23 protein-coding genes are annotated in these 24,410 nt (G+C 63.7%); 6 read left to right on the top strand and 17 right to left on the bottom strand.

From position 1 onward, the window contains the following. The first annotated feature begins 171 nt into the window (after positions 1-171). The 3 genes from paaG (at position 172) to F3H98_RS21650 (ending at position 3,295) form a co-directional block, all read left to right on the top strand. Positions 172-966 carry a 2-(1,2-epoxy-1,2-dihydrophenyl)acetyl-CoA isomerase PaaG gene (paaG, locus tag F3H98_RS21660; protein ID WP_149762409.1) on the top strand — a complete coding sequence of 265 codons (795 nt, stop codon included), beginning with the start codon at positions 172-174 and terminating at the stop codon, positions 964-966. A 106-nt stretch (positions 967-1,072) separates the two neighbouring features. Further along, positions 1,073-2,383: a phenylacetate--CoA ligase PaaK gene (gene paaK / locus F3H98_RS21655; RefSeq protein WP_149762408.1), complete on the top strand. Its 1,311-nt coding sequence runs from the start codon at positions 1,073-1,075 to the stop codon at positions 2,381-2,383. Positions 2,384-2,695: 312 nt separating this feature from the next. Beyond that, positions 2,696-3,295, top strand: coding sequence for a TetR/AcrR family transcriptional regulator (locus F3H98_RS21650; RefSeq protein WP_149762407.1), 600 nt, complete (start codon positions 2,696-2,698; stop codon positions 3,293-3,295). A gap of 4 nt (positions 3,296-3,299) precedes the next feature. Here F3H98_RS21650 and F3H98_RS21645 read toward each other — a convergent pair whose 3' ends face one another. The 11 genes from F3H98_RS21645 to F3H98_RS21595 form a co-directional block, all read right to left on the bottom strand. Continuing rightward, positions 3,300-3,782: an acyl-CoA thioesterase gene (locus F3H98_RS21645; protein WP_149762406.1), complete on the bottom strand. Its 483-nt coding sequence runs from the start codon at positions 3,780-3,782 to the stop codon at positions 3,300-3,302. Further along, positions 3,779-5,839: a phenylacetic acid degradation bifunctional protein PaaZ gene (gene paaZ, locus F3H98_RS21640; protein ID WP_149762405.1), complete on the bottom strand. Its 2,061-nt coding sequence runs from the start codon at positions 5,837-5,839 to the stop codon at positions 3,779-3,781. Before paaZ ends, F3H98_RS21645 begins: the two co-directional genes overlap by 4 nt. Before the next feature lie 186 nt (positions 5,840-6,025). Next, on the bottom strand, positions 6,026-6,802 hold the full coding sequence (locus F3H98_RS21635) for a Phenylacetic acid catabolic protein (RefSeq protein ID WP_149762404.1): 777 nt from the start codon (positions 6,800-6,802) through the stop codon (positions 6,026-6,028). Further along, positions 6,792-7,865: a 1,2-phenylacetyl-CoA epoxidase subunit PaaE gene (gene paaE, locus F3H98_RS21630; RefSeq protein ID WP_149762403.1), complete on the bottom strand. Its 1,074-nt coding sequence runs from the start codon at positions 7,863-7,865 to the stop codon at positions 6,792-6,794. Before paaE ends, F3H98_RS21635 begins: the two co-directional genes overlap by 11 nt. 7 nt (positions 7,866-7,872) lie before the next feature. Continuing rightward, positions 7,873-8,394, bottom strand: a complete 522-nt coding sequence (gene paaD / locus F3H98_RS21625) for a 1,2-phenylacetyl-CoA epoxidase subunit PaaD (protein WP_244621843.1) — start codon at positions 8,392-8,394, stop codon at positions 7,873-7,875. Positions 8,395-8,507: 113 nt separating this feature from the next. Further along, entirely contained in the window at positions 8,508-9,278 is a 771-nt protein-coding gene (gene paaC / locus F3H98_RS21620; RefSeq protein ID WP_149762401.1) for a 1,2-phenylacetyl-CoA epoxidase subunit PaaC, read from the bottom strand. Further along, positions 9,278-9,562, bottom strand: coding sequence for a 1,2-phenylacetyl-CoA epoxidase subunit PaaB (gene paaB, locus F3H98_RS21615; RefSeq protein ID WP_149762400.1), 285 nt, complete (start codon positions 9,560-9,562; stop codon positions 9,278-9,280). The genes paaC and paaB overlap by 1 nt, the downstream gene beginning before the upstream one ends. Positions 9,563-9,600: 38 nt before the next feature. Then, positions 9,601-10,605: a 1,2-phenylacetyl-CoA epoxidase subunit PaaA gene (gene paaA / locus F3H98_RS21610; protein ID WP_149762399.1), complete on the bottom strand. Its 1,005-nt coding sequence runs from the start codon at positions 10,603-10,605 to the stop codon at positions 9,601-9,603. A gap of 31 nt (positions 10,606-10,636) precedes the next feature. Further along, the gene (gene pcaF, locus F3H98_RS21605) at positions 10,637-11,842 is read right to left on the bottom strand and encodes a 3-oxoadipyl-CoA thiolase (protein WP_149762398.1); all 1,206 of its coding nucleotides are present in this window, start codon (positions 11,840-11,842) and stop codon (positions 10,637-10,639) included. 115 nt (positions 11,843-11,957) lie between these two features. Then, the gene (locus F3H98_RS21600) at positions 11,958-12,581 is read right to left on the bottom strand and encodes a nitronate monooxygenase (RefSeq protein WP_149762397.1); all 624 of its coding nucleotides are present in this window, start codon (positions 12,579-12,581) and stop codon (positions 11,958-11,960) included. A 146-nt stretch (positions 12,582-12,727) separates the two neighbouring features. Then, positions 12,728-13,690 (bottom strand): AraC-like ligand-binding domain-containing protein, encoded by a 963-nt coding sequence (locus tag F3H98_RS21595; protein WP_149762396.1) that lies wholly within the window; start codon positions 13,688-13,690, stop codon positions 12,728-12,730. Between the two features lie 280 nt (positions 13,691-13,970). On the opposite strand from F3H98_RS21595, the gene F3H98_RS21590 reads away from it, so the two are divergent. Beyond that, a complete protein-coding gene (locus tag F3H98_RS21590; protein ID WP_149762395.1) occupies positions 13,971-14,675 on the top strand; it encodes a glutamine amidotransferase in 705 nt (234 codons plus the stop codon). Continuing rightward, positions 14,672-15,367: an MOSC domain-containing protein gene (locus tag F3H98_RS21585; RefSeq protein ID WP_244621840.1), complete on the top strand. Its 696-nt coding sequence runs from the start codon at positions 14,672-14,674 to the stop codon at positions 15,365-15,367. The genes F3H98_RS21590 and F3H98_RS21585 overlap by 4 nt, the downstream gene beginning before the upstream one ends. Before the next feature lie 27 nt (positions 15,368-15,394). Here F3H98_RS21585 and F3H98_RS21580 read toward each other — a convergent pair whose 3' ends face one another. Both F3H98_RS21580 and F3H98_RS21575 read right to left on the bottom strand, forming a co-directional pair. After that, positions 15,395-15,874 carry a RidA family protein gene (locus F3H98_RS21580; RefSeq protein ID WP_149762393.1) on the bottom strand — a complete coding sequence of 160 codons (480 nt, stop codon included), beginning with the start codon at positions 15,872-15,874 and terminating at the stop codon, positions 15,395-15,397. A 25-nt stretch (positions 15,875-15,899) separates the two neighbouring features. After that, the gene (locus tag F3H98_RS21575) at positions 15,900-16,934 is read right to left on the bottom strand and encodes a quinone oxidoreductase family protein (protein ID WP_188130513.1); all 1,035 of its coding nucleotides are present in this window, start codon (positions 16,932-16,934) and stop codon (positions 15,900-15,902) included. Between the two features lie 133 nt (positions 16,935-17,067). Between F3H98_RS21575 and F3H98_RS21570 the strand changes: the two genes are divergently transcribed. Beyond that, positions 17,068-17,463, top strand: a complete 396-nt coding sequence (locus tag F3H98_RS21570; protein ID WP_149762391.1) for a winged helix-turn-helix transcriptional regulator — start codon at positions 17,068-17,070, stop codon at positions 17,461-17,463. A 28-nt stretch (positions 17,464-17,491) separates the two neighbouring features. Here F3H98_RS21570 and F3H98_RS21565 read toward each other — a convergent pair whose 3' ends face one another. The 4 genes from F3H98_RS21565 to F3H98_RS21550 are packed head-to-tail and all read right to left on the bottom strand — an operon-like array spanning position 17,492 to position 24,267. Beyond that, positions 17,492-20,176, bottom strand: coding sequence for a nitrate reductase (locus F3H98_RS21565; RefSeq protein WP_149762390.1), 2,685 nt, complete (start codon positions 20,174-20,176; stop codon positions 17,492-17,494). Beyond that, positions 20,173-20,502 carry a nitrite reductase small subunit NirD gene (gene nirD / locus F3H98_RS21560; RefSeq protein ID WP_149762389.1) on the bottom strand — a complete coding sequence of 110 codons (330 nt, stop codon included), beginning with the start codon at positions 20,500-20,502 and terminating at the stop codon, positions 20,173-20,175. Before nirD ends, F3H98_RS21565 begins: the two co-directional genes overlap by 4 nt. A gap of 4 nt (positions 20,503-20,506) precedes the next feature. Continuing rightward, positions 20,507-22,957, bottom strand: coding sequence for a nitrite reductase large subunit NirB (gene nirB / locus F3H98_RS21555; RefSeq protein ID WP_149762388.1), 2,451 nt, complete (start codon positions 22,955-22,957; stop codon positions 20,507-20,509). Between the two features lie 17 nt (positions 22,958-22,974). Beyond that, the gene (locus F3H98_RS21550) at positions 22,975-24,267 is read right to left on the bottom strand and encodes an MFS transporter (protein WP_149762387.1); all 1,293 of its coding nucleotides are present in this window, start codon (positions 24,265-24,267) and stop codon (positions 22,975-22,977) included. Between the last annotated feature and the right edge of the window lie 143 nt (positions 24,268-24,410).

The raw sequence follows: 24,410 nt of genomic DNA, 5'->3' as shown, positions 1-24,410 counted from the left end.
GTGCTGCCGCCATCGCCTGACTGCCGGCCGGTCTTCACACCGGCAAAAATTCGTCGGCGCAGGTCGCCATTCCCTCTCGCAAATTTATTATTGACCGACCGGTCGGATTATGCAACTGTTTTTGAGTGATCTGGCGACGGTTCTCCCGTCGGCAATCTGGGAGGAAGTCGATTGCTCAATTCTGATACGTTGATCGTGGCGGCGTCGGACGGCGTCCTGACATTGACCCTCAACCGCCCCGACAAGCTGAACGCCTTCAACGAGGAGATGCATCGCGCCCTGCGCGCCGGGATGGAGCGGGCACGCGACGACAATTCGGTGCGCGCGGTGCTTCTGACTGGGGCAGGCCGCGCTTTCTGCGCCGGGCAGGATCTTGGCGATCGCGATCCCCGCAAGTCCGCGGAAACGCCCGACCTGGGCTACACGATCGAGACCTTCTACAATCCACTGCTACGGCTGATCCGCTCTATCAACAAGCCGATGTTGTGCGCCGTCAATGGCGTCGCCGCAGGCGCCGGCGCCAACATCGCGCTGGCCTGCGACATCGTATTGGCGGCCAGATCCGCGAAATTCATTCAGGCCTTTTCCAAGATCGGCCTGATCCCGGATTCCGGCGGCACCTGGAGCCTGCCTCGCCTGCTTGGCGAAGCACGAGCCAAGGGGCTGGCACTGACCGCCGAGCCACTGCCCGCCGAGACAGCGGCAGCCTGGGGGATGATCTGGAAGGCGGTCGACGATGACCAGTTGATGGCGGAGGCCAGTGCGCTTGCCAAGCGGCTCGCCGCCGGCCCGACTTTCGGCCTCGGCCTGACCAAGCAGGCCATCCAGTCCGCCGCCTCGAATACGCTTGACCAGCAGCTTGACCTCGAGCGTGACCTTCAGCGCCGCGCCGGACGCAGCGCCGACTACGCCGAAGGCGTGGCGGCGTTCCTCGACAAGCGCGCGGCGCAGTTCAAGGGCGAATGAAAATCGTGGCCGGCGACCTTGTGGCGGTCCTCAGGACCGCTTCGAAGGCCATGCGTACCCACTAATCCCGGCAATAGCCGGTCAGGCAGGCAAATGGAGGATCAGAATGCAGGACCTATCTCCCCGCCCTGGCGATCTGGAACCGATCGAAACGGCGTCGCGGGATGAGATTTCGGCGCTTCAGTTCAAGAGGCTGAAGGCCACGCTCGATCACGCATATCGAAATTCCCCTCACTATAAGGCCAAGTTCGACGCGGCTGGCGTCCATCCGGACGACCTGAAGACATTGGCCGACCTTTCCAAATTCCCCTTCACGGTGAAGAAGGATCTGCGCGATACCTATCCATTCGGGATGTTTGCCGTGCCCCGCGAAAAGCTGGCGCGCATTCACGCCTCCTCCGGAACCACAGGCAAGCCGACGGTCGTCGGCTATACCAGGAACGACATCGACACCTGGGCTACCGTGGTCGCGCGCTCCATCCGCGCCGCCGGCGGACGCGCCGGCGACATCTGTCACATCGCCTACGGATATGGCCTCTTCACCGGCGGGCTGGGCGCACATTACGGCGCAGAAAAGCTTGGCTGCACGGTAGTGCCGATCTCCGGCGGAATGACGGAGCGCCAGGTCACGCTGATCCAGGACTTCAAACCGCGCATCATCATGGTGACGCCATCCTACATGCTTTCGATCCTCGACGAGTTCCGCAGGCTCGGCATAGACCCGCGCTCCACGTCTTTGGCCGTCGGCATATTCGGCGCCGAACCGTGGACCAACGCGATGCGCGAGGAAATCCAGCGGGATTTTGACATGCACGCCGTCGACATCTACGGCCTTTCCGAGGTGATGGGTCCGGGCGTCGCCAACGAATGCGTCGAAACCAAGGACGGCCTCCACGTCTGGGAGGATCATTTCTACCCTGAGATCATCGACCCGGATACCGGCCAGGTCCTGCCCGATGGCCAACTGGGCGAACTGGTGTTTACGTCGCTCACCAAGGAAGCGCTTCCAATCATCCGCTATCGCACCCGCGATCTGACACGCCTTTTGCCCGGCACCGCACGGTCGATGCGCCGCATCGAGAAAATCACCGGCCGTTCCGACGACATGATGATCCTGCGCGGCGTCAATGTCTTCCCGACCCAGATCGAGGAGCAGATCCTGAAATGCTCAGGCTTGGCGCCGCATTTCCAGATCGAGTTGACGCGCTCCGGACGCATGGACGACATGATTGTGCATGTCGAGGCCATGCCTCAGACCGCCGATGCTTCCGCCCGCGCCGTGTCCGCCAAGGAGCTTGCTCATCACATCAAAAGCGTGGTGGGCGTCAGCACGAAAATTAAGGTCTGCGATCCGGATTCGATCGAGCGATCCGCCGGCAAGGCAAAACGCATCGTCGACAACAGGCCGAAGGGATAGCCGTCCCTGCCTCCAAGCGGCAGATTCGGAGACTTTTTCAATAGAAGAAACAGCCCCTTCCCGTCAGCTTTCAAGAACCACTACGATTGACCGGTCGGTCAGCTTATGTAATTGTAATGCTTGGGATTTCACGAACGGGTTCCTCGCTTCAACAGCGAACCAAGCCGCTACGCGCCGCCAGGACGGAACTTGCGCACCGGGTCAAAAGCGTGATGGGTTTCAGCTCGCAAGTTGGAACCGCCGGTCATGATTCGGGCGCTCGGCGCCGGATCGGGCCGGTCGCCGACAGCGGGCCGAAAGGATGGATTGGGCATGGCAAGGACGAGGGCAGCTGATTTCGACGACAAGCGGCGCGGCATTCTCGAAAGCGCTGCAGCCGTATTCGCCAAACGCGGCATGGAACACGCCTCGATGGCCCAGATCGCTCAGGAGAACAACGTCTCCAAGGCGCTGCTCTATCACTACTATCCGAGCAAGGAATTGCTCATCTTCGACATCGGCCGCACGCATCTCGTTGAACTCGAAGCCGCCATTCAGGAGACAGACCGCCCCGATCTCGAGCCACGGGTGAGATTGCGCCGTCTGATCGGCGGGGTTCTGGAAAACTACCGGACCGCGGCTGACTTCCATCTGGTGCTTCTCAACGGCACCGGCTCGCTCTCTGATGCGCAAAAGGCCGAACTTCAGCAGATGGAACGCCGCATCGTGAAGGCATTCTCGGATGTGTTGGTGGACATCAATCCGGCATTGGCCAAGGGACGCCCCGGAGTTACGCCGATCACGATGTCGCTCTTCGGCATACTCAACTGGGTCTACACCTGGTTCAAGCCAAGCGGCGCGCTCAGCCGCGATGGCTACGCCGACATGGTGACGGCGCTGTTTCTCGACGGGATGACGTCGCTCGACCGCTGAGCAGCTATTTCCCGTCCGCAACCGCTTCGAACCGCGCCTCGAATTCGCGGCGAAGTTCCCGACGCATCTCGGCCGCACGGTGCCGGCGGACCTCGATATCGGTTCGCGGCCGATACTGCGGTACGGCTGTCGGGCGGCCTTCGGCATCGACTGCGACCATCGTGAAGTAGCAGGAGTTCGTGTGGCGCCTGGCACCGCTGCGAACCTCCTCCGCCTCGACGCGAATGCCGATTTCCATGGATGTACGGCCGGCATAGTTCACCGACGCGCGAAACGTGACCAGTTCGCCGACATTGATCGGCTCGCGAAAGATCACCTGGTCGACCGAAAGGGTCACCGCATATTGCTTCGAGAACCGGGACGCGCAGCAATATGCGACCCGATCCAGTTCGGCCAGCAGCGCGCCGCCGTGAACCTTGCCGCTGAAGTTCGCCATTTCCGGCGTCATCAGCACGACCATTTCAAGGCGGGTCGAGTCCATCGTCATGACGCGCGGGTTTTCGCGACCATCGTCAGCACGTCGTATTGCGCGACCACCTGGGCGTTCTGGTTGACGACCGTGCAATCCCAGCGCACCTCGCCATAGTCTTCGGTCTCGCGCGGATTGATCTGTTTGCAGGTGAGCGTCACCTGCAACGAATCTCCAGGGTTGACCGGCGTGAGGAACCGCAGCGAATCGACGCCATAGTTTGCCAGCACCGGGCCTGGCGCCGGATCGACAAACAGGCCGGCCGCGAAGGACACGATAAGATAGCCATGCGCCACTCGCCCCTCGAAGAACGGGTTGGCCTTGGCGGCCTCCTCGTCCATGTGGGCGTAGAAGGTGTCGCCGGTGAACTCAGCGAAATGTTCGATATCCTCGAGGGTCACCGTACGGCTTGCGGTGACCAGCTGATCGCCGATCTCCAGTTCCGCGAGCGACTTGCGGAACGGGTGCATGCCGTCGTGCCGCGCCTTCGCCCCATGCATCCAGCGCCCCGTCACCTCGGAGAGCAGCCAGGGTGCGGCCTGCACCGCCGTGCGCTGCATGTAGTGCTTGACCGAACGGATGCCGCCGAGCTCCTCGCCCCCGCCCGCGCGTCCCGGTCCGCCATGCACCAGCACAGGCAGCGGCGAGCCGTGGCCGGTGGCTGACTTGGCGCTGGCCCGGTTGCCGATCATGATGCGGCCGTGCCACGGCCCGAGCGCCTGCACCGCGTCGCGGGCAAATTTCGCATCATTGGTGAAGACGGACGCGACGAGGCTGCCCTTGCCGCGTCTGGCCAGGGCTGCCGCTTCGTCCGTCGTCTCGTAGGGAAGGATCGTGCTGACCGGGCCGAACGCCTCGACATCATGCACGGCTTCGGCCGCGCCCGGCATGTCGCAATACAAAAGGACGGGGTTGAGGAACGCCCCGGCGACGGCATCGCCCGAAGCGATCACCGGCCGGTCGGGATCGCCTACGACAATTTCGGCATCGCGCTGCAGGTCCTTGATGCGCGCGCGCACTTCTTCGCGCTGCGCCAGACTTGCCAGCGGACCCATCCTGGTGGCTTCGTCGGCGGGGTTGCCGACCACGGTTTTCGACAGCCGTTCGTCGAGCGCCTCGATCAAGGCCTCCGTGCTGCGGCGCGGCGCGATGACCCGGCGGATCGCCGTACATTTCTGACCGGCCTTGGCGGTCATCTCGCGCGCCACCTCCTTGATGAAGAGGTCGAATTCTTCGGTCCCGGGGACGGCGTCGGGCCCGAGAATCGTGGCGTTCAGGCTGTCGGCTTCCATTGTGAAGCGCACGGAGTTCTCGACGATGGATCGATGGGTGCGCAGCTTCCTGCCGGTGGCGGCAGAACCGGTGAAGGTCACCACGTCCTGGCAGTCGACATGGTCGAGAAGGTCGCCAACCGAGCCGCTGATCAGTTGCAAGGCACCCCTCGGCAGGATCCCGGTGTCGATGATGCGCCTGACCATCAGTTCGGTCAGATAGGCGGTCTGGCTGGCCGGTTTGACGATGGCCGGCATGCCGGCCAGCAGCGTCGGCGCGAGCTTTTCAAGCATGCCCCAGCAGGGAAAGTTGAAGGCATTGATGTGAATTGCCACGCCTTCCAGCGGCGACAGGATGTGCTGGCCGGAGAAGCTGTTGTCGCGCGACGCCGGCTCGACGTCGCCATCGACCAATATCCGCGTGTTAGGCAGTTCGCGGCGGCCCTTGGAAGCGTAGGACAGCAGCGTTCCGATACCGCCCTCCACATCGATCCAGCTATCGGTCCGGGTGGCGCCGGTGGCCGTGGACAGCGCGTAGAATTCCTCCTTCGCTTCCATCAGCGCCTGGCCGAGCGCCTTCAGCATCAGCGCCCGTTCGTGGAAGCTCATCTTTCGAAGCGCCGGCGAACCGGCCGTGCGACCATGCGTCAGCGCCGCCTTGAAGTCGATGCCGCTTGCGTCGATCAGCGCCACGGCCTCGCCGGTTGCCGCATCGAGCAGCGGCACGGCCTTGCCCGCGCCGCGCACCCACTGGCCGGCGACGTAGGACTCAAGCTGGCGGACATTTTTGAGAGGGACGTTCATGCTGGCGTTCCTGTTGGTTGGTTGTGTGGGCGGCGATTTGGATAGGGTGTGTTGAGATTCAGGTCAGGCCGAGCCGAGGATGGTGGATTTCGAGAACCGGAGCGCAGCGTTCATTCAGGTACGTGAGCACCGGAAGCGTAGAAAGCCGCCATTTTCAGGCCGGTATCACCTGAATACCAACACATCCTACCGCAGGCTCAGTTCATCCAGCAGCACATCCACCTGCCGTTGCCATTCGGCCGCAAGTTCGACATTGCCGGTGCGGCGCAGGCCGAACTTCTTCTGGACTTCGAAATTCGAGGATGCGCCGCTGCCGAAACTCACGGCCACGCGCGGACGCCAGTAGGCGAGAGATGTCTCGACGGCCGGACGGTTGGCCTTGTCGTTCAGAATCTTGCGCAGGCCCTCTATGCCAAGTTCCTTGTGTCGGCGCTCGCGCGGCAGGATGGCGCGGAAGATTTCACCGAGCGGCTGATAGGAAAGCCGCGAGAACTCGCTGAGCTGAATGACCACGGCGTGCCCCATGAGCACGTTCATGACCACCGCGTCGGTCCAGTCCTGTAGCGGGTAATGCAGGACGGCCAGCCGCATGTCGGAACCATGCCGCGCCGCCCCCAAGTCGCTGTCCCGCTCCACGCGGGCCGCCCATGGATGATGGTTGGCATAGCGCGAGATATCGGCTCCGAATTCGCCCATCACCGCCAACACCCGTTCGGCATGGTCGAACTTCTCCAGAACAATCCGCGCGGCGGAGATGCGCTCCTTGATGCCGGGCCCCTGGTTGATGATGTCGGCAAAGCCGGCAGCGCCGGCCAATTCGCTGTCGACGAACGTCGCCATCAGTCTCAGCAGTTCGCCGCGATAGCGCGGCGGCGCATTCTCCGGCGTGGTCAGCATCCCACCCTGCGCCAGATAGTCGACCAGCGGCATGGTCTCGGAAGTGTCGGTCGGCTCACTGGTCATAGCTCACCACCACCTTGTCTGAGAGCGGATAGCACTGGCAGGTCAGCACATAGCCTCGCCGCACTTCGTAGTCCTCGAGCGCGTGGTTGGTCTCCATTTCCACGTCGCCTTCCAAGACCATCGCACGGCAGGTCGAGCACACGCCCGCCTTGCAGGCGTAAGGCGCATCGAGGCTTGCACCGAGCGCTGCATCCAGGATCGTCTGGCCCTTCTTCGGCATGTCGATCACGCGTGTGGTGCCATCGAGCGTAATTGTCGCCGCGCAAATTTCGGCCTTGTCGCCATTGGCGATAGACTTGGCGACGTGGTTGGCCCGCCGCGGGGCGGAAGCAAACAGTTCGAACTTGATCTGATCGTCCCGCAGGCCGTGTTCGCGCAGTGAGGCGGCGATCGCCAGCATCATCGGCTCGGGTCCGCAAATGAAGACCATGTCGACAGCGGCGATGTTGATCCAGCTCTTGAACAGCCCGGCGCATTTCTCCGCATCGATGCGGCCGGAGAAAAGGTCGATGTCCTGCGCCTCGCTTTCGAGCACATGGATGACGTTGAAGCGGCCGAGATAGGTGTTCTTTATGTCCTCGAGTTCCTCGCGGAACATGATCGAGTTGATCGAGCGGTTGCCGTAGATCAGGGTAAATCGGGACTTGGGCTCGCGCGACAACGTTGTCTTGATGAGCGAAAGCACCGGCGTGATCCCGCTTCCGCCGGCAAAGCCGAGATAGTCGCGTTTCCGCTCCGGCTCGATCGGCACGTGGAAGGCTCCCATCGGCGGCATTGCCTCGACGATGTCGCCCAGCCTCAGCGCCTCATTGGCCCACGATGAGAATGCGCCACCGTCGACACGCTTGATCCCGACCTTCAGCACGCCTTCGTCCTTGCCGGCGCAGATCGAGTAGGAGCGGCGTAGCTCCTCGCCGTCGAACGAGCGGCGAAAGGTCAGGTATTGCCCTTGCGTGAAATCGAACGCGGCGCGATCCTCCTCGCGCGGCATCAGCGTGACGACCACGGCGTCGCGCGTTTCATGGCGAATATCGGCAACTTCAAGCGGGAAGAAGCGGGCCATTGGTTCCTCAGATGCTTTTGAAGTAGTCGAAAGGCTCGAGGCATTCGGTGCAGCGGAAATGCGCCTTGCAAGGCGTCGAACCGAATTGACTTATCCGCTCCGTCTTCGCCGAGCCGCAGCGCGGACAAGCCACGTCGCGCGGCTGCAGGGCGCCCGCACAGGCCACCGTCGCCTCGTTTGGGGGAGCGATGCCATAGGCGCTCAGCTTGTCGCGGCCTTCCGCGCTGATCCAGGCGGTGGTCCAGGCCGGTGAGAGCTGGCGTTTCAGCCGCAACTTTCCGATGCCGCGCTCCCGCAGATGCCGATCGATGTCGAAGTTGATGACCGTGGTCGCCGGGCAGCCCGAATATGTCGGGGTTACCGTCACCTCCAGCACATCTCCGTCCCAGGCCACGTCGCGAATGATGCCGAGATCGACCAGCGAGATCACCGGTATTTCGGGATCGGGTACCTCGGCGAGCCACGACCAGATTTCCGCGACCGATGGGAGCGCGTCACCCGAGCGCGCCGGGCGCTCGTCAGTGCCCAGGCCATCCGCGAAGGAGGCGAGCCGCGTCGATATTCCCTGCCCTTCCCCCTTTTGTGGGGAATAGCGCGTGGGTGTGACAGGGGCGGGAAGCGGTTCGGGCGCCATGGCCGGTCTCACCAGTTCGCGCCTGGATAGGCGCGCTGCAGGAATTGCATCTCGGCAAGAATGAGCCCGAGATGCTCGGAATGTACGCCTGACCTGCCGCCCTTCTGCGCGTAGGAACTCTCCGGCGCTTTCAGCGTCGCGTCGGCAAGCGTACGAGCGACCTTCTCGTTCCAGGCCGGTCTCAAGGAGCCGGGCGCAGGCGCGATCCCGGCCAAAGCCAGTGCCTCGTCCACGGCATCGCTCAGAAACATCTCGCCGGTATAGGGCCACAGGAAATCGAGGGCCGCCTGCATCCTGGCGTGGCTTTCGCCGTTTCCGTCGCCGAGGCGCACCACCAGGTCGGAGCTGCGCTCGAGATGATACGTCACTTCCTTCGACGCCTTCTCGGCGATCTCCGCGATCCGCCGGTCCTTTGACCCCGCCAGCGCCTTCAGCATCGGCAGATGCCAGGCATCGAACAGAAACTGCCGCATGACAGTGCGGCCGAAATCGCCGTTCGGCTGCTCGACCATGAGCAGGTTCCGGTAGCCCGAACTGTCGCGCAGATATGCGAGATCGTCGGCCGTGCGGCCCTTGCCTTCGGCTTCGGCGGTCAGCCCCAGCCAGAGCTGCGTCTGCCCGATCAGGTCGAGCGCCGTATTCGCCAGCGCGATGTCTTCCTCCAGCGCCGGCGCGTGACCGCACCATTCAGCGTTCCGATGGCCGAGGATCAGGCAGGTGTCGCCCATCCTCAGCGCAAATTCGGCGACATCAGGCGATGCAACGGCGGCCGTTTTCATCACATATGCCCCACTTCTTCCGGCACGTCGAAGAAGGTCGGGTGCCGGTAGACTTTCGAGTTGGCCGGGTCGAACAGCGGCCCCTTCTCCGACGGCGCACTGGCGACGATATCGGAAGAGCGGACCACCCAGATGCTGACGCCCTCGTTGCGGCGCGTATAGACATCGCGCGCGTTATGGATCGCCATCTCGGCATCCGGAGCATGGAGACTGCCGACGTGCCGGTGGTTCAGACCATGCTGGCCGCGGATGAAGACTTCCCACAAAGGCCATTCACTGGACATGAGCGTTTCCTCGCTTGGCTTGGCTGGGTTGGAGGAGGCTATTCAGCCGCGACGGCATAGGGCGCTTTGCGTGCCTGTCGTTTTTGAGCATGGGCCGCCAGCCCGTCGCGGAACCAGGCGCCGTCGTGCCAGGCCTTGCGGCGGGCCTCGAGCCGCTCTCGGTTGCACGGGCCGTTGCCGGCGATCACCTCGAAGAATTCGGCCCAATCCGGCTCGCCGAAGTCATAGCCGCCCTTCTCTTCATTCCACTTCAGTTCTGGATCCGGAACGGTAAGCCCCAAGAACTTCGCCTGCGGCACGGTCTGGTCGACGAATTTCTGGCGCAGCTCGTCGTTCGAGTTCTGCTTGATCTTCCAGGCCATCGACTGGGCGGAATGCACCGACGCATCGTCGGACGGACCGAACATCATCAGCGACGGCCACCACCAGCGGTCCAGCGCGTCCTGCGCCATCGCCTTCTGCTCCGGCGTGCCGTTGCACAACACGGTCAGGATGTCGAAGCCCTGGCGCTGGTGAAAGCTCTCTTCCTTGCAGATGCGCACCATCGCCCGCGCGTAAGGCCCGTAGGAGCAGCGCTGCAGCGGAACCTGGTTCATGATCGCGGCGCCATCGACCAGCCAGCCGATTGCGCCGATGTCGGCCCAGGTCAGCGTCGGATAGTTGAAGATCGACGAATACTTCGCCTTGCCGGAATGAAGCTGCTCGTACATCTCGTCGCGGCTGATGCCGAGCGTTTCGGCGGCGGAGTAGAGATAAAGTCCGTGGCCCGCCTCGTCCTGCACCTTGGCCAGCAGGATAGCCTTGCGCTCCAATGTCGGTGCGCGGCCGATCCAGTTTCCTTCAGGCAATTGCCCGACGATCTCGGAATGCGCGTGCTGGCTCACCTGGCGGATCAGCGTCTTGCGGTAGCCCTCCGGCATCCACTCCTTCGGCTCGATCTTCTGGCCGGCGTCGATGCGTTCCTGGAATGCCCGCTCGACGGGCTCCATCTCATCAAGTGAACGGACCCGCGCTGCGTCTGTCTTGACCATCTGTGCGTACATTGCGCCGTCTCCTTCTATCGCTGCCCGCGCGTCAAACGCGCTCGAGGATCAATGCAATTCCTTGCCCGACGCCGACACACATCGTGCACAGCGCATAGCGGCCGCCGGTGCGCTGCAGGTGCCATGTCGCGGCGGTGGCCATGCGCGCGCCGCTGGCACCGAGCGGATGACCGATGGCGATGGCCCCGCCGTTGGGGTTCACATTCGCGGCATCGTCGGGCAGGCCGAGCTGGCGCAGCACGGCAAGCGCCTGCGCGGCGAAAGCCTCGTTGAGTTCGATCAGGTCCATCTGGCCAAGCGACAGGCCCGCGCGCTCCAGCACCCTGCGCACCGCCGGCACCGGGCCGATGCCCATGATGCGGGGTTCCACGCCAGCCGCAGCCATCGCGACGATGCGGGCGCGGGGCGTCAGGCAGTTTGCCGTTGCGGCCTTCTCGTTTGCGACGACCAGCGCGGCGGCGCCGTCGTTGACGCCGGAGGCATTGCCTGCGGTGACCGTGAGATCGGGACCGTTGACGCCTTTCAGCTTGGCCAGTTGCCCCAGCGAAGCGTCTGGGCGCGGATGTTCGTCGCTCTCCACCATCATCGGCTCGCCCTTCTTCTGCGGCACCGACACGGAGATCAATTCGTCGGCAAAGCGGCCTTCGGCCTGCGCCGCCGCCCAGCGCTGCTGGCTGCGCAGCGCAAAGGCGTCCTGATCCTCGCGCGAGACAGCGAAATCGGCAGCAACATTATCGGCGGTCTCGGGCATCGAGTCGATGCCGTAGGCCTTCTTCATCTTCGGATTGACAAAGCGCCATCCGATCGTGGTGTCGTAGACAGCGTTGGAGCGCGAGAACGCCGTCTCCGCCTTCGGCATGACAAACGGCGCCCGCGACATGCTTTCGACGCCGCCGGCGATCATCAGGTCGCAATCGCCCGCCCGGATGGAGCGCGCCGCAAGACCGACAGCATCGAGGCCCGAGCCGCATAACCGGTTGACCGTTGTGCCTGGAACATTGACCGGCAGGCCCGACAGCAATACGGCCATTCGAGCGACATTGCGATTGTCCTCGCCGGCCTGGTTGGCGCAGCCAAGGATGACATCTTCCACCCCTGACCAGTCGACCGTGCTGTTGCGCTGCATCAGTGCAGCCAGCGGAAGCGCTGCGAGATCGTCTGCTCTGAGGCCTGACAGGGCGCCGCCGTAACGGCCGACCGGTGTGCGGACTGCATCGCAGATGAAGGCTTCTTGCATCGGGTTCCTCCTCGGTCGGTTGGCCTGCCTCGATAATTCACCGACCGGTCAGTCAGTTAATCGCATGTTTTGCCGCGCGAGTCAACCGCATGTTTTCGTGAATTCGCGCCAGGCATCATCCCTGAAAGTGGAACCTGCCGTCGGCGCCCAGCGACAGCGCGGCCGCCACGCCGCGTGCATCCGATATGCCGCCCGAAGCCAACACCAGCGCCTGCTCCCCGATGGCATCGACCATGGCCGGAACGAAAGCGACGGTGCCCAGCCCGCCATAATTGTGGCGGCCGGCCTCCCAGCCCTGCGCGATCACCACCTCGACGCCGTCGCCAGCCGCCTTTCGCCCGTCCTCCACTGTGCCGACCTGCTCCCACACGGACACGCCGGCGTCCTTCAGCAGCTTCAGGTGTTCCGTTGCGGGGTGCCCCCAGTGGAAGGAGACGACCGGCACCTTCTCCTCCGCGCAAACACGGATCTGCGCGTCGTTGGGAAAGCAGGTGATGAAGTTGATGTTGAACGGCTTGCCGGTGGCCGCGCGAATGGCTGCGATGTTGGCGCGCAATTGATCCGGAGGCATGAAACCGACACCAAGGGCGCCGAGGCCACCTGCCCTGGAAACCGCAATCGCCAGGTCCGGGGTTTGAGCGGCGAAAGCCAGCCCGGCGCCCGCGAACGGATGCACGATGCCGTATCTTTTCGAGAAACGCGTCGTGAAATAGCGCGTGGTTGAGCCTTTATCCTGCACCGTGAATTCCTCCCTTTGGCGCGCTGCGACGAGACCACTTCCACGGCGGCCCTCGGGCTGAACGCGTCGCCGATTATGCCCGGACCGGCGCCAGGAAACTTGGACGATTGCGCCGAAATATCTGGCGAAACGCGTCCGTCCCGGCACTACCGATCCAGGTATGCCGACCGATAATCGCGTGGGCTCCTGCCGAAGCGCTTCTTGAAGCTGCGGTTGAAGTAGGAGAAATCGTTGAAGCCGCAGAGGAAGGCAGTTTCGGCAATCGTCCGGCCGCGCAGCTCCCGGCGGCGCAGGCAGGTCGCTGCCTTGTCGAGCCGGCGCATCATCAATGTCTGCGAGAAAGTCGATCCGGTTGCCGCGAACAGTTTCTGCAGGTAGCGCGGCGAAAGATTGAAACGGTCGACCGCGCTCTGGAGCGACAGGTCCGGGTCCGCGAGACGCTCGTCGATGTAGCCCTGCACGGCGTGCAAGCGAGCCAGTTGCTGCGTTCCGAGCTGGCCTGTCGGCTGCAAGCCGTCGGTCGCCGTGTTGATCGCTCCCGCGATCAGGCTGATCAGGTTATCAGCCAGAACGGAGGCGCTATCGGCAAGATCGCTTTCGGACTCCTCGATCAGCGCATTGGCGTAGCTGCGCAACACCCGGCCGCAACCGCTCGCGGCGCGAACGTTTGGCAGAGGCCCGAGATTTCGCTGCCTGAGTTCGGCGCGCAGTGCGTCGCGAGGCACCTTGAAGCAGATCAGATCGAATGGCTCTTCATGCAGCACCGAGAAGGGTTCGCGCGTATCGACCAACACCATGTCTCCAGCGTGAACGGACACGTCCGCGCTGCGCTGGCTTGTCAGGGCAACCCCGTCAAGTTGCAGGTTGATGAAGTAGCAGTCGTCGTTCGACCGGTCGATGCCGAGCCTGGTCCGCGCAACGCGGTGCGCGTCGGTGGTTACGCGCAATATTCCGATGGAGTGCAGGGGAAAGTGCTTGATACGCCCATCGAAGATACCCGACCGGGGTCTCTCCGCAGCCAGCTCGACGAAGTTGTGGCAAAGTTCCTCGCGCCAGTAGTCGAACTGCCTGCCGGGCGACTGGGCGCATGTGTCATAGATATTCAGCATGGATGCGATGCCCTCCCTTGCTCCCAGGTTGCATGCCACCAAACTACGGTCGTTAGCCGGCTGACCGGCTCCTCCATGACCGTCCTCCCTTGGCCACGCACGATCTCCCAACCAGAGGTTGACAGCTTCCGATCGCGTATCTTATAATTAACCGACCGATTGGTCAATAATATTTTGTCATGTGCCCCTAGATGGGCGACCCCTGGCGGAACTAAGGTGTATATCGCGGCTGTACACAACCCCTTTATCGGGCAAACTGTCGGGAAAGGACGAGTGATCCATGGCTAGAAGCGCGGCTGCCATTCGCCACGTACACTTCGAAGACCTCGGCGTGTTCGACACCGTTCTGCAGAATGCGGGCTACACGGTTCAATACTGGGACGCCGGCGTTCAAAATCTCGATCACCTCGATCCATTGGCGTCCGATCTGATCGTTGTGCTGGGCGGACCGATCGGCGTCTATGAAGACGGGACCTATCCTTTCCTGGTCAAGGAGCGCGCCCTGCTGAAGACCAGATTGGCCGCGAACCGCCCAACGCTGGGCATCTGCCTGGGCGCGCAGCTGATGGCTGACGCGCTCGGCGCCAGGGTCACCCCGACAGGCATCAAGGAAATAGGCTTTTCCAGTCTTGGCTTGACGCCGGCCGGCAACGCCGGCCCGCTGCGGCATCTATTGGACGTGCCAGTACTGCACTGGCATGGCGACACCTTTACCATTCCGCACGGCGCCGACCATCTTGCGGAAACGGCCGTCTGCCACAATCAGGCCTTTGCCGTCGGGCCGAACATTCTGGGGCTTCAGTTTCATGCCGAGATCGATGCATCGCAGCCTATCGAGCCATGGCTGATCGGTCACGCGGTGGAGCTTGCCGGCGCCGGAATCGACCCTCGCGCCCTTCGCGAGCACGCCGCCCGAAACGGCGAGGCCCTGCGGCTCGCCGCCAGCGCGATGTTTTTCGAATGGGTGGAAGGGCTACAGTATTGACCCTGGCCCTCGCCGACCTGCTTGTCGGCCAGGTTGCGCCGCTCGGGAACAGCGGTTTGCTGAGCGGCATCAACAAGCGCCCGGTCGCTCGTCGCCTGTGGTTGAGCCGGGAAGGTCTTGAAGGCGATGCGCAGGCCGACCTTAAAATTCACGGCGGCGTGGAAAAGGCGGTCCACCATTATCCCCGCGAACACTATGACGCGTGGCGTGGCGAACTCGGCGGGCTGGACATGCTCACCCGGCCGGGTGCGTTCGGGGAAAACTTCTCCACGCGCGGTCTCGACGAAAGGACGGTCGCGATCGGCGATGTCTTTCGGGTTGGTGATGCCATCATCGAAGTTTCGCAGGGGCGGCAGCCATGCCACAAGCTGAACGCCCGCTTCGGCGTGGCCGATATGGCGCTGCGCGTGCAAAAAACCGGATGGACGGGCTGGTACTACCGGGTGCGTCAGGAAGGTTTCGTCGCTCCCGGCGAGGCGATTCACCTGATCGACCGCCGGTCGCCGGACTGGACGCTGCAGCGGCTTTGGCGAATCCTCTACGTCGACACCTTCAATATCGAGGAACTGTCGGCTATGCTCGCGCTCGCACACCTGCCCGAAAGATGGCGGCGTTATGCGCAACGCCGCCTTGAAACCCGACAAGTCGAAGACTGGTCGAAGCGCCTGTGGGCGTCGACCAGCGAAAGCTGAGTGCGGCTCCACTAGCCTTCCCGACCTTCATGCCCTGGCCGGAACGAGTTCAGCTGTAAGGGTAACCGCGACCGGTACATTGCCCGGCAGATTGCGCACCCCAACCACGGATCGGACATGGCCCGCCCGTTCCCCGAACACCGCGGCCAGCAGCTCGGACGCACCATCCAGCACGGGCGGGTGGCTGAAAAAGTCATCCGTGCACGCGATATGGCCTTCCAGCCTCACAATCTGCTTGATCCTGTCGAAACCGCCGAGATGTGCATGGACCTGAGCCAGCGCGTTGACGACTGAAAGTTCGGCCGCCTTGCGGCCCTCATCCACGTTCAGGTCGCGCCCCAGCAGGCCCGTATAGGCGAAGCGTCCGTCCTTCAGCGGCCCCTGCATCGATACGTGGAGCATCGGCCCCGCCTCGACCACCGCGCGATAGGCACCGAGCGGCCGGGGCGGCGCCGGAAGCGCGAAACCCAGCGCTTCCAGCCGTTTCGTGACATCGTCAAGCATCATGTCCCCTCCTGTGGATCGCTGTCGTTCAGGCTGCCCAGGGCAGAAGCACGATGCTGCCCTGTGCTTCGTTCGCGGCGATGCGGCGATGCGCGTCCGCTGCTTTCGAGAGCGGAAGGATGCTGTCGATCACCGGCTTGACCTTGCCCGCATTGATCGGGTCGAGCCAGGCGGCAAAATCCTCGATGTCTCCGACCAGCGTGCCACGCAACTGCTTCTGCGTGAAGAAGAAATTCCTGATGTCCAGTGTGACGTCGGTGCCGGCCATGAAGCCCATGGCGACGATGATGCCGAGCGGTTTGACGGCCGCAATCGTCTTCGGGAGGATATCGCCGCCCAGATTGTCGATCGCGACATCGACGCCTTGCCCGTCCGTCCATGTGTTCAGCGCATCGACAAAATCCTCCTTGCTTGTGTTGATCACAAGCTCGGCGCCAAGGCTGGCGGCAAGTTTTGCCGAGGGCTCGTCCAGCACAGTGGTGGCGACGCAGGCGCCGAGGGCGCGCGCAACCTGGATGCTCATCATCCCGGTGCTCGACGCACCCGCATGCACCAGCACACGGTCGCCCTTTTTCACCTCGCCGACGATCTGCACCGAACGGATGGCAATCAGCAGTGACACAGGAAGCGCCGCAACCTGTTCTACGGGCAAGCCCGTGGTATCGCGCAGCAGCCAGCGCTCCGGCACGACGATATACTGGGCATAGGTGCCGGGAATCTGGATACCGGGAATGCAATAGCTCTGGGCAGCGGTTACCGGCCGGATGTCGGCTTCCGCCGCGTTGGTCGGGTAGCCCGGCATGGCGATGACGCGATCGCCAACCTGGAACCGGGAAGCGTCTGCGCCCGTCTCGACGACCTCGCCGACAGCGTCGGAACCCAGGATATGCGGAAACGCAAGTTGCGGTGCGATGTGCCCGAGGCGCACGTAATGATCCAGGCGATTGATGCCGACGGCCAAAACCTTGACCAACACTTCGCCGGCGCCGGGGGTCGGCATCGCGATGTCTTCGATCTTGATCTGCTCGGGTCCGCCAAAAGCGCGGATGACTGCTGCTTTCATTATCTGTCTCCAAGGGTGCCGGCGCGCATGGGTGGCGCCGGGAAGCGAAATTGCCTCTGTGAAAGTTGCAGCATCCATATATGATGTAGATCCCATTTGGGAATTAGGCACCTTTTTGTCTCATAGGGACTATATGGTAACCATTAGGAATGAAAACGCACGCACACGCTCCCAGGACTTCGTGCTCAGGGAGAACTGCCCGCAGCGGCGCATCCACTACATCTTGAGCGGCAAATGGACGTCGATGGTCCTCTATGCCCTCAGCCATGGAACGATGCGCACAGGACAGCTCGAGCGAACGCTTCCGGGCGTGTCCAAGAAAATGCTGACGCAAACGCTGCGTGAGGTGGAAGCCAGCGGCCTGGTCAAACGCAAGGTTTTCGACGTGGTGCCGCCCAAAGTGGAGTATTCGCTCACCGCGCTTGGCGAGACCTTCATCGAGCCTCTGCGCGCGCTCTACACCTGGGCGGAAAACAACGCCGCCGCACTGGACGAACTCGACCGAAACCAGGCCCAAAACCAGCGTTGAGCACAAGCCCGGAAGCGCGTCGCCTTATTTACTCCGCTGCCTGGACGCGCCCCGCGTCGATGATCGCCCTTATCTCCGGCCGGCAGGAGCCGCAATTGGTGCCGGCATTGAGCGTTTTGCCGATGGCCTCCAGACTGCCGCACCCAGAGGCGACCGCCGAGGCGAGCTGGTTGACGCCAACATTGAAGCAGGAGCAGACGATACGCCCGACGGACGGCATCGGCGATGGCGAGCGGCCGGAAAGCAGTGCATGGCGATCCATCGCCGCAAGCGGTTGCCGCGAGCCAAGCAGAAGCACGAGCCAATCGCATGCCGGCAACTGGCCAAGCGGCGCGACAAGCAGCGCTTCGGCCATCGCCCCCGCCTCATCCACGGCAGCCGCGCGATAGGTGAGGCCCTTGCGGTCCCTGTATTCGAGCAGCTGGTCGGGACGGAAAACCTCCACGAACTTTCTCGCCAAAAGGATGCCCTGGTCCGGCGTCTCGGTACCGCCAAGCCGGTAGACCCAGCCGCCGCTGACCCGCTGCCGGCTCCAGTGCACGAAGCCGGTCGGCCGCAGGTCGCGCCGCGTGACGAGCACGCCCTCCCAGGCGGTCTGCTCGCGCGTGACGCGCAGCGGCACCTGTTTCAGCTCGGGCTGCCCGGAATACGGGTCCGTCACCGGGGAGGCGAGCTGCCCGGCCGCGGCGGCGCCAGCGAAATGGCCGCTCCAGTGCATCGGCAGGAAGGCCTGGCCCGGCCGCTGCGCGTTGGTGATGCGCACCTTGGCGCGGGCAAAACCGTAACGCGTCGACAAATGCGCAAGATCGCCTTCGCTCAAGCCGCGCGCCGCCGCGTCTAGCGGGTGGAGGTCGATCACCGGATCCGGCGCATTGGCCATCAGCCGCGGCACGGCGCCGGTGCGCGTCATAGTGTGCCACTGGTCGCGCAGGCGCCCGGTGTTCAGCACCAGCGGATAGGCCGCATCGGTTGTCTGCGCGAAACCCTCCTGGCGGACAGGAACGAAGCGCGCCCGTCCGTCCGGTGTCGGAAACCAGCCGTCGCCGAGCAGGCGTTCGTTGGCCTCGTGACCGATCGGCATCGGCCAATGGCGGGGTTCGAAAGCTTGGTAACTTGCGTCGGACAGCGTCGCCAGGGCCCCGATGTCGAACAGCCGCTCACCTGCGTTTTCGAAGGCGGAGAGAGCGGCGTGTTCGCGGAAGATCCGAGCCGGATTGGCATAGTCGAAAGCCTCGCCGAAGCCCATGCGCCGTGCGACATCGCTGATGATGCGCCAGTCCGCACGCACCTCGCCCGCAATCGGCATGAACGGTCTCTGGCGCGACAGCCTTCGCTCCGAGTTCGTCACCATGCCGTCCTTCTCGCCCCAACCGGCGGCGGGCAGAAAAACGTCGGCGTAGCGTGTCGTGTCGGTGCGCGCCACATCGGAGACGACAACGAAATCGCAGGCCTTGAGCGCGGCGCGGACGCGGCCTGCGTCCGGCATCGAGACGACCGGATTTGTGCCCATGATCCACAGCGCCTTGACGCGGCCGTCACCGGCCGCCTGGAACAGGTCGACCGCCTTCAAGCCGCCTTTTCGGGCCATTTTCGGCGCATTCCAGAAGCGCGCGACGCGCTCGATATCCGCCGGATTTTCGAAGCTCATATGCGCGGCGAGCTGATTGGCAAGCCCGCCGACCTCGCGGCCGCCCATGGCATTGGGCTGGCCGGTGACGGAGAACGGGCCCGTGCCGGGTTTGCCGATCCGGCCTGTCGCCAGATGGCAATTGATGATGGCGTTCACCTTGTCGGTGCCATGCGCCGACTGGTTGACGCCCTGGCTGTAGACGGTGACGGCACGTTCGTGCGTTGTAAACAGCTCATAGAAAAGGCGCACGTCTGCGACCGTCAAACCGCAGCCCGCCGCAACCTTTTCGACGGTCGGCGCATCGGCGGACGCAACCTGGATTGCACTGTCGAAGCCGCAGGTGTGCGCGGCCACGTAGCTCTCGTCCACCGCCCCGCTGCGCGCCAGATGCGCCAGCAGCCCGTTGAACAGCAGCACGTCGGTCCCCGGATCGAGCGCCAGATGCAGGTCGCATTCGTCGGCCGTGGCCGTGCGGCGCGGGTCGATCACCACGATCTTCGTGCCGCGTGCATGACGCGCCGCCAGAATGCGCTGGTAGAGGATCGGATGGCACCAGGCTGTGTTGGAGCCTGTCAGGACGACCAAGTCGGCTTCCTCGAAATCTTCGTAGACGCCGGGAACGACATCCTCGCCAAAGGCGCGGCGATGGCCGGCAACCGAGGAGGCCATGCAAAGCCGCGAGTTGGTATCGATGTTGGCCGAGCCGATGAAACCCTTCATCATTTTGTTGGCGACGTAGTAGTCCTCGGTCAGCAACTGGCCGGAAATGTAGAAGGCGACAGAGTCCGGGCCGTGTTCGGCGATCGCCTCGGAGAACCGGCGCGCCACGAGGTCGAGCGCCGCATCCCAATCGGCGCGCTTGCCGCCAACCTCGGGATGCAGCACGCGGCCTTCCAGGCCCATGGTTTCGCCCAGCGCCGCGCCCTTGGAGCAAAGCCTGCCGCGGTTGGCGGGATGGTCTGGGTCGCCGCGGACGGAAACCTCTCCATCCGAGGCGACCCTGGCCAGCACGCCGCAGCCCACCCCGCAATAGGGGCAGGTCGTCCTCACCTCGGCTGCTTGCTCGTTCGCGATTGTGTTCATTCCGCAGCCAGCAGCGCTTCGCCAAGCGCCAGCGCGATGCGGCCGTCCTCGACCCGCACCGGGATCGTCTTGACCGAACCCTCGTCGGCGCCGAGCGCCTTCCCGGTCTCCAGCGAAATGACCCAGTTGTGCAGCGGGCACGTCACCGCCGCGCCATGAACGATGCCCTGGCTGAGGGGGCCGCCTCGATGCGGGCAGTGGTCTTCGATGGCGAAGATGCGGTCGTCATGGGTGCGGAAAACGCCGATCTTGCCTCGCGGCGTTGCGACGCAACGCGCGCCGCGCTGCGGAATGTCCTCGATGGCGCCGATGTCGAACCAGGTCATCTCATCACTCCGCAGCCTGAACGAATTCCGCCACCGCCATCGGCCTGAATTCGTGCTTGTCCTTGCCGGAGACGCGCTCCGACCATGGATCGACCTGGGCGAACTTCTGGCTGAACACGAAGCGGTCGTAAAAGGCCTTGCGCCGGTCGAGATCGTCGAGGACCTGACGCCTGATTTCCGGCACGCCGACGCGCCTGGTCCATTTGTAAATGCGTTCGAGATAGCGCGCCTGCTCGCGGTACATCTGCACCAGCGCCACGATCACCTCGAGCGCCTCGTCCTCGGTCTTCACCAGGCCAAGCACCTCCGTGCCCTTGATGTCGAGGCCGGCGGCGCCGGCGAAGTGGATCTCGTAGCCCGAATCCACGCAAACCACGCCGACGTCTTTGCAGGTCGCCTCGGCGCAGTTGCGCGGGCAGCCGGAGACAGCCATCTTGACCTTGGCCGGCGTCCACGAACCCCACATGAACTTTTCGATGCGGATGCCGAACCCGGTCGAATCCTGCGTGCCGAAGCGGCACCAGTCGGTGCCGACGCAGGTCTTCACCGTGCGCAATCCCTTGGCATAGGCATGGCCCGAGACGAAACCCGCCTTGCCGAGATCGGCCCACACCGCCGGCAGGTCTTCCTTCCTGATCCCCAGCATGTCGATGCGCTGCCCGCCGGTGACCTTCACCGCCGGTATCTCGAACTTGTCGACCACGTCGGCGATGGCGCGCAACTCCTTGGCCGACGTCATGCCGCCCCACATGCGCGGCACCACCGAATAGGTGCCGTCCTTCTGGATGTTGGCGTGCACGCGCTCGTTGATGAAACGCGACTGGTAGTCGTCGGCATATTCGTCCGGCCAGTCGGCGACGAGATAGTAGTTGAGCGCCGGCCGGCACTTGGCGCAGCCGCAGGACGTCTTCCACTCCAGTTCCTGCATGACGGCGGGAATCGTCTTCAGACCCTTTGCCTTGATCAGCCGACGCACATCGTCATGACCGAGCGTCGTGCAGGAGCACATCGGCTGCACGGCGGCCGGGTTGTAGCTGTCGCCGAGCGAAAGCTGCATCAATTGTTCGACCAGGCCGGTGCACGACCCGCAGGACGCGGAAGCCTTGGTGTGGGCGCGCACATCGTCCAGCGAAGTCAGGCCCTTTGCGACGATAGCTTCGGTGATCTTTCCCTTGCAAACGCCGTTGCAGCCGCAGATTTCAGCATCATCCGCCAGTGCCGCAACGGCCGCCAGAGGGTCCGAGGAGGCGCCCCCCTGGAACGCCTGGCCGAAGATCAGCGTGTCGCGCATCTCGGAGATGTCGGTCGCCTTCTTCTTGAGATCGTTGAACCATGCGCCGTCGCCGGTTTCGCCGAACAGCACGGTGCCGATGATCCTGTTGTCCTGCAGGATGACACGCTTGTAGATGCCGGCCGAAGCGTCGCGCAGGATAATCTCCTCGCGATCGTCGCCATCGGCGAAATCGCCGATGGAATAGAGATCGATGCCGGTGACCTTGAGCTTGGTCGGCGTGTCGGAGTGGACGAAACGCTTGTCCTCGCCGCCGGAGAGCCGTGCTGCCGTGACGCGCGCCATCTCGTAGAGCGGCGCGACGAGCCCATAGACGTGGCCGCCGACTTCGGCGCACTCGCCGAGCGCGAAGATCGACGGATCGGAGGTGACCATGTGATCGTCGGTGACTATGCCGCGATTGACCTCCAGTCCTGCATCCTTTGCCAGTCCGATATTCGGCCGGATACCGACGGCCATCACCACCAGTGTGGCGGGGATGATCTCGCCGTCAGCGAGCTCGACGCCCTCCACCTTGCCGTTGCCGACAATCGCCTTGGTGTTGGCCTTGGTGATCACCTTGATGCCGCGCGCCTCGACCGCCTTCTGCAAAAGATAGCCGGCGGCGGGATCGAGCTGACGCTCCATCAGGGTCGGCATGACATGCAGCACGGTCACGTCCATGCCGCGCTCCTTCAAACCGGCAGCGGCTTCGAGGCCGAGCAGGCCGCCGCCGATCACCACGGCCCTGTCGCGCGATTGCGCGGCCAGCAGCATGGCGCTGACATCGTCGAGATCGCGGTAGCTCAGCACGCCCGGCAGATCCCTGCCCGGCACCGGAATGATGAACGGCACCGAGCCGGTTGCGATGACGAGCTTGTCATAGCTTTCGGTCACTCCGTGATCGGAGGTGACGGTCTTGGCGTCGCGGTCGATGGCGGCGATCCTGTGCCCCTTGTAGAGGGTGATGCCGTGCTTGATGTACCAGCCGTCGCCGTGGATGACGATTTCCTCGAACGCCTTCTCGCCCGAAAGAACCGGCGACAGCATGATGCGGTCGTAATTCACGCGCGGTTCGGCGTTAAAGATGGTGATCTGGTAGCGGTCGGGAGCGGCTTCCAGCAGGTGCTCCAGCATGCGCCCGGGCGCCATGCCGTTGCCGATGATGACCAGTTTCTCTGTCATGGCAGGATCCTTCCGATCTATTCGGCGGGCGAGGCGACAGCCTCGTCGGCGATGGCCCGCTCCATCCGCAGGATTGCGAAATGCATCCAGGCGAAGCAGGCAGCGACAATCAGGAAAAGCAGCATGAAGCAGCTCGACCAGACGCCGGTCAGGTCGTTGAGCGCCCCGAAAGCGATCGGCAGGATGAAACCGCCGAGGCCGCCGATCATGCCGACAAGGCCGCCGACCGCGCCAACGTTTTGCGGATAGTAAACGGGAATGTGCTTGTAGACTGCCGCCTTGCCGAGGCTCATGAAGAAGCCGAGCACGAACGCCACCGCGATGAAGGCGACCGGCCCGATCTCGAAATGGAAACTGATCGGACCGTTGATGCCGCGAACCGTGTAGTCGGTTGCCGGCAGCGCCAGCACCGCGCAGGCAACGGCCGACACCGCGAACGTCCAGTAGAGCACCGTACGGGCGCCGATCTTGTCGGATAGCACGCCGCCATAGGCGCGGAAGACGCTGCCCGGGATCGAATAGGCGGCGCCGAGCATGCCGGCGGTAGCGATGTCGAAACCGTAGACACCGATCAGATAACGCGGCAGCCACAGCGCAAGCGCCACGAAGGCGCCGAAGGCGAAGAAGTAATAGAGGGCGAAGCGCCAGACGCGCATGTCCTTCAGCGGCGCGAACTCGGTCCAGAAGTTTTTCGGCTTGGCGCCGTTGACGCGCCGGTCGCGGATGACCGGATCGTCTTGCGTCCCGAACCAGAAGATCAAGGCCATGAAGCCCAGGGCGGATGCCCAGATCAGCGCGACATCCTGCCAACCGCCGGCCAGCAGCACGAACGGCGCCAGGAACTTCGTGACAGCGGCACCGACATTGCCGACGCCGAAGATGCCGAGCGCCGTGCCCTGCCTGTCGGCGGAATAAAAGCGCGAGACATAAGCAACGCCGACCGCGAAGGACCCGCCGGCCAGACCGACGCCGAGCGCGGCGAGCAGCATCTGCGCGTAGGTGGTGGCGAAGGCGAGCAGGAACGTTGCCGCTGCCGCCGCAAGCATGGTCGCCGTGTAGACGAGACGGCCGCCGAAGCGATCGGTCCACACGCCGAGCACGATGCGGACGAGCGAACCCGTCAGGATCGGCATGCCGATCAACAACCCGAACTGGGTCTCGGAAAGCCCGAGTTCGGCTTTGATCTTCACCCCGATGATCGAAAAGATCGTCCACACCGCGAAGCAGACGGTAAAGGCGATCGTGGACATCGACAGCGCGCGCGTCGCCGACGCGTTGCCGCTGGACATTGATGGAAGGCTCTTGCTCATTTTCCTCGCTCCATGATCGGCGTGGGAGAAGCGCCGCTCTGTGGCTGAAACAAAAAGACCGCCAACCGGTCCGTTCGCGTCCGTACATCCGGGATCGCGTCCAGATCTGATTGGCGGCCTTGCCTGATGCGCCCGGCGTTGGA

This window comes from Neomesorhizobium albiziae, assembly GCF_900114255.1.
GTDB lineage: Bacteria > Pseudomonadota > Alphaproteobacteria > Rhizobiales > Rhizobiaceae > Neomesorhizobium > Neomesorhizobium albiziae.
The sequence above is the reverse complement of the archived record's forward strand: the minus strand, read 5'-3'. Positions and strand labels throughout refer to the sequence as shown.

Excerpts from the sequence above, each read along its gene's own strand:
- paaC (WP_149762401.1), bottom strand. The coding sequence starts at position 9,278 with ATGAAAACGGCCGCCGTTGCATCGCCTGATGTCGCCGAATTTGCGCTG.
- F3H98_RS21645 (WP_149762406.1), bottom strand. The coding sequence starts at position 3,782 with ATGACGATGGACTCGACCCGCCTTGAAATGGTCGTGCTGATGACGCCG.
- F3H98_RS21595 (WP_149762396.1), bottom strand. The coding sequence starts at position 13,690 with ATGCTGAATATCTATGACACATGCGCCCAGTCGCCCGGCAGGCAGTTC.
- F3H98_RS21635 (WP_149762404.1), bottom strand. The coding sequence starts at position 6,802 with ATGACCAGTGAGCCGACCGACACTTCCGAGACCATGCCGCTGGTCGAC.
- F3H98_RS21575 (WP_188130513.1), bottom strand. The coding sequence starts at position 16,934 with ATGAAAGCAGCAGTCATCCGCGCTTTTGGCGGACCCGAGCAGATCAAG.
- nirB (WP_149762388.1), bottom strand. The coding sequence starts at position 22,957 with ATGACAGAGAAACTGGTCATCATCGGCAACGGCATGGCGCCCGGGCGC.
- F3H98_RS21650 (WP_149762407.1), top strand. The coding sequence starts at position 2,696 with ATGGCAAGGACGAGGGCAGCTGATTTCGACGACAAGCGGCGCGGCATT.
- paaB (WP_149762400.1), bottom strand. The coding sequence starts at position 9,562 with ATGTCCAGTGAATGGCCTTTGTGGGAAGTCTTCATCCGCGGCCAGCAT.
- F3H98_RS21550 (WP_149762387.1), bottom strand. The coding sequence starts at position 24,267 with ATGAGCAAGAGCCTTCCATCAATGTCCAGCGGCAACGCGTCGGCGACG.
- nirD (WP_149762389.1), bottom strand. The coding sequence starts at position 20,502 with ATGACCTGGTTCGACATCGGCGCCATCGAGGACATTCCGCAGCGCGGC.
- paaE (WP_149762403.1), bottom strand. The coding sequence starts at position 7,865 with ATGGCCCGCTTCTTCCCGCTTGAAGTTGCCGATATTCGCCATGAAACG.
- paaA (WP_149762399.1), bottom strand. The coding sequence starts at position 10,605 with ATGTACGCACAGATGGTCAAGACAGACGCAGCGCGGGTCCGTTCACTT.
- F3H98_RS21565 (WP_149762390.1), bottom strand. The coding sequence starts at position 20,176 with ATGAACACAATCGCGAACGAGCAAGCAGCCGAGGTGAGGACGACCTGC.
- F3H98_RS21590 (WP_149762395.1), top strand. The coding sequence starts at position 13,971 with ATGGCTAGAAGCGCGGCTGCCATTCGCCACGTACACTTCGAAGACCTC.
- paaZ (WP_149762405.1), bottom strand. The coding sequence starts at position 5,839 with ATGAACGTCCCTCTCAAAAATGTCCGCCAGCTTGAGTCCTACGTCGCC.
- F3H98_RS21580 (WP_149762393.1), bottom strand. The coding sequence starts at position 15,874 with ATGATGCTTGACGATGTCACGAAACGGCTGGAAGCGCTGGGTTTCGCG.
- paaK (WP_149762408.1), top strand. The coding sequence starts at position 1,073 with ATGCAGGACCTATCTCCCCGCCCTGGCGATCTGGAACCGATCGAAACG.
- F3H98_RS21570 (WP_149762391.1), top strand. The coding sequence starts at position 17,068 with ATGGTAACCATTAGGAATGAAAACGCACGCACACGCTCCCAGGACTTC.
- pcaF (WP_149762398.1), bottom strand. The coding sequence starts at position 11,842 with ATGCAAGAAGCCTTCATCTGCGATGCAGTCCGCACACCGGTCGGCCGT.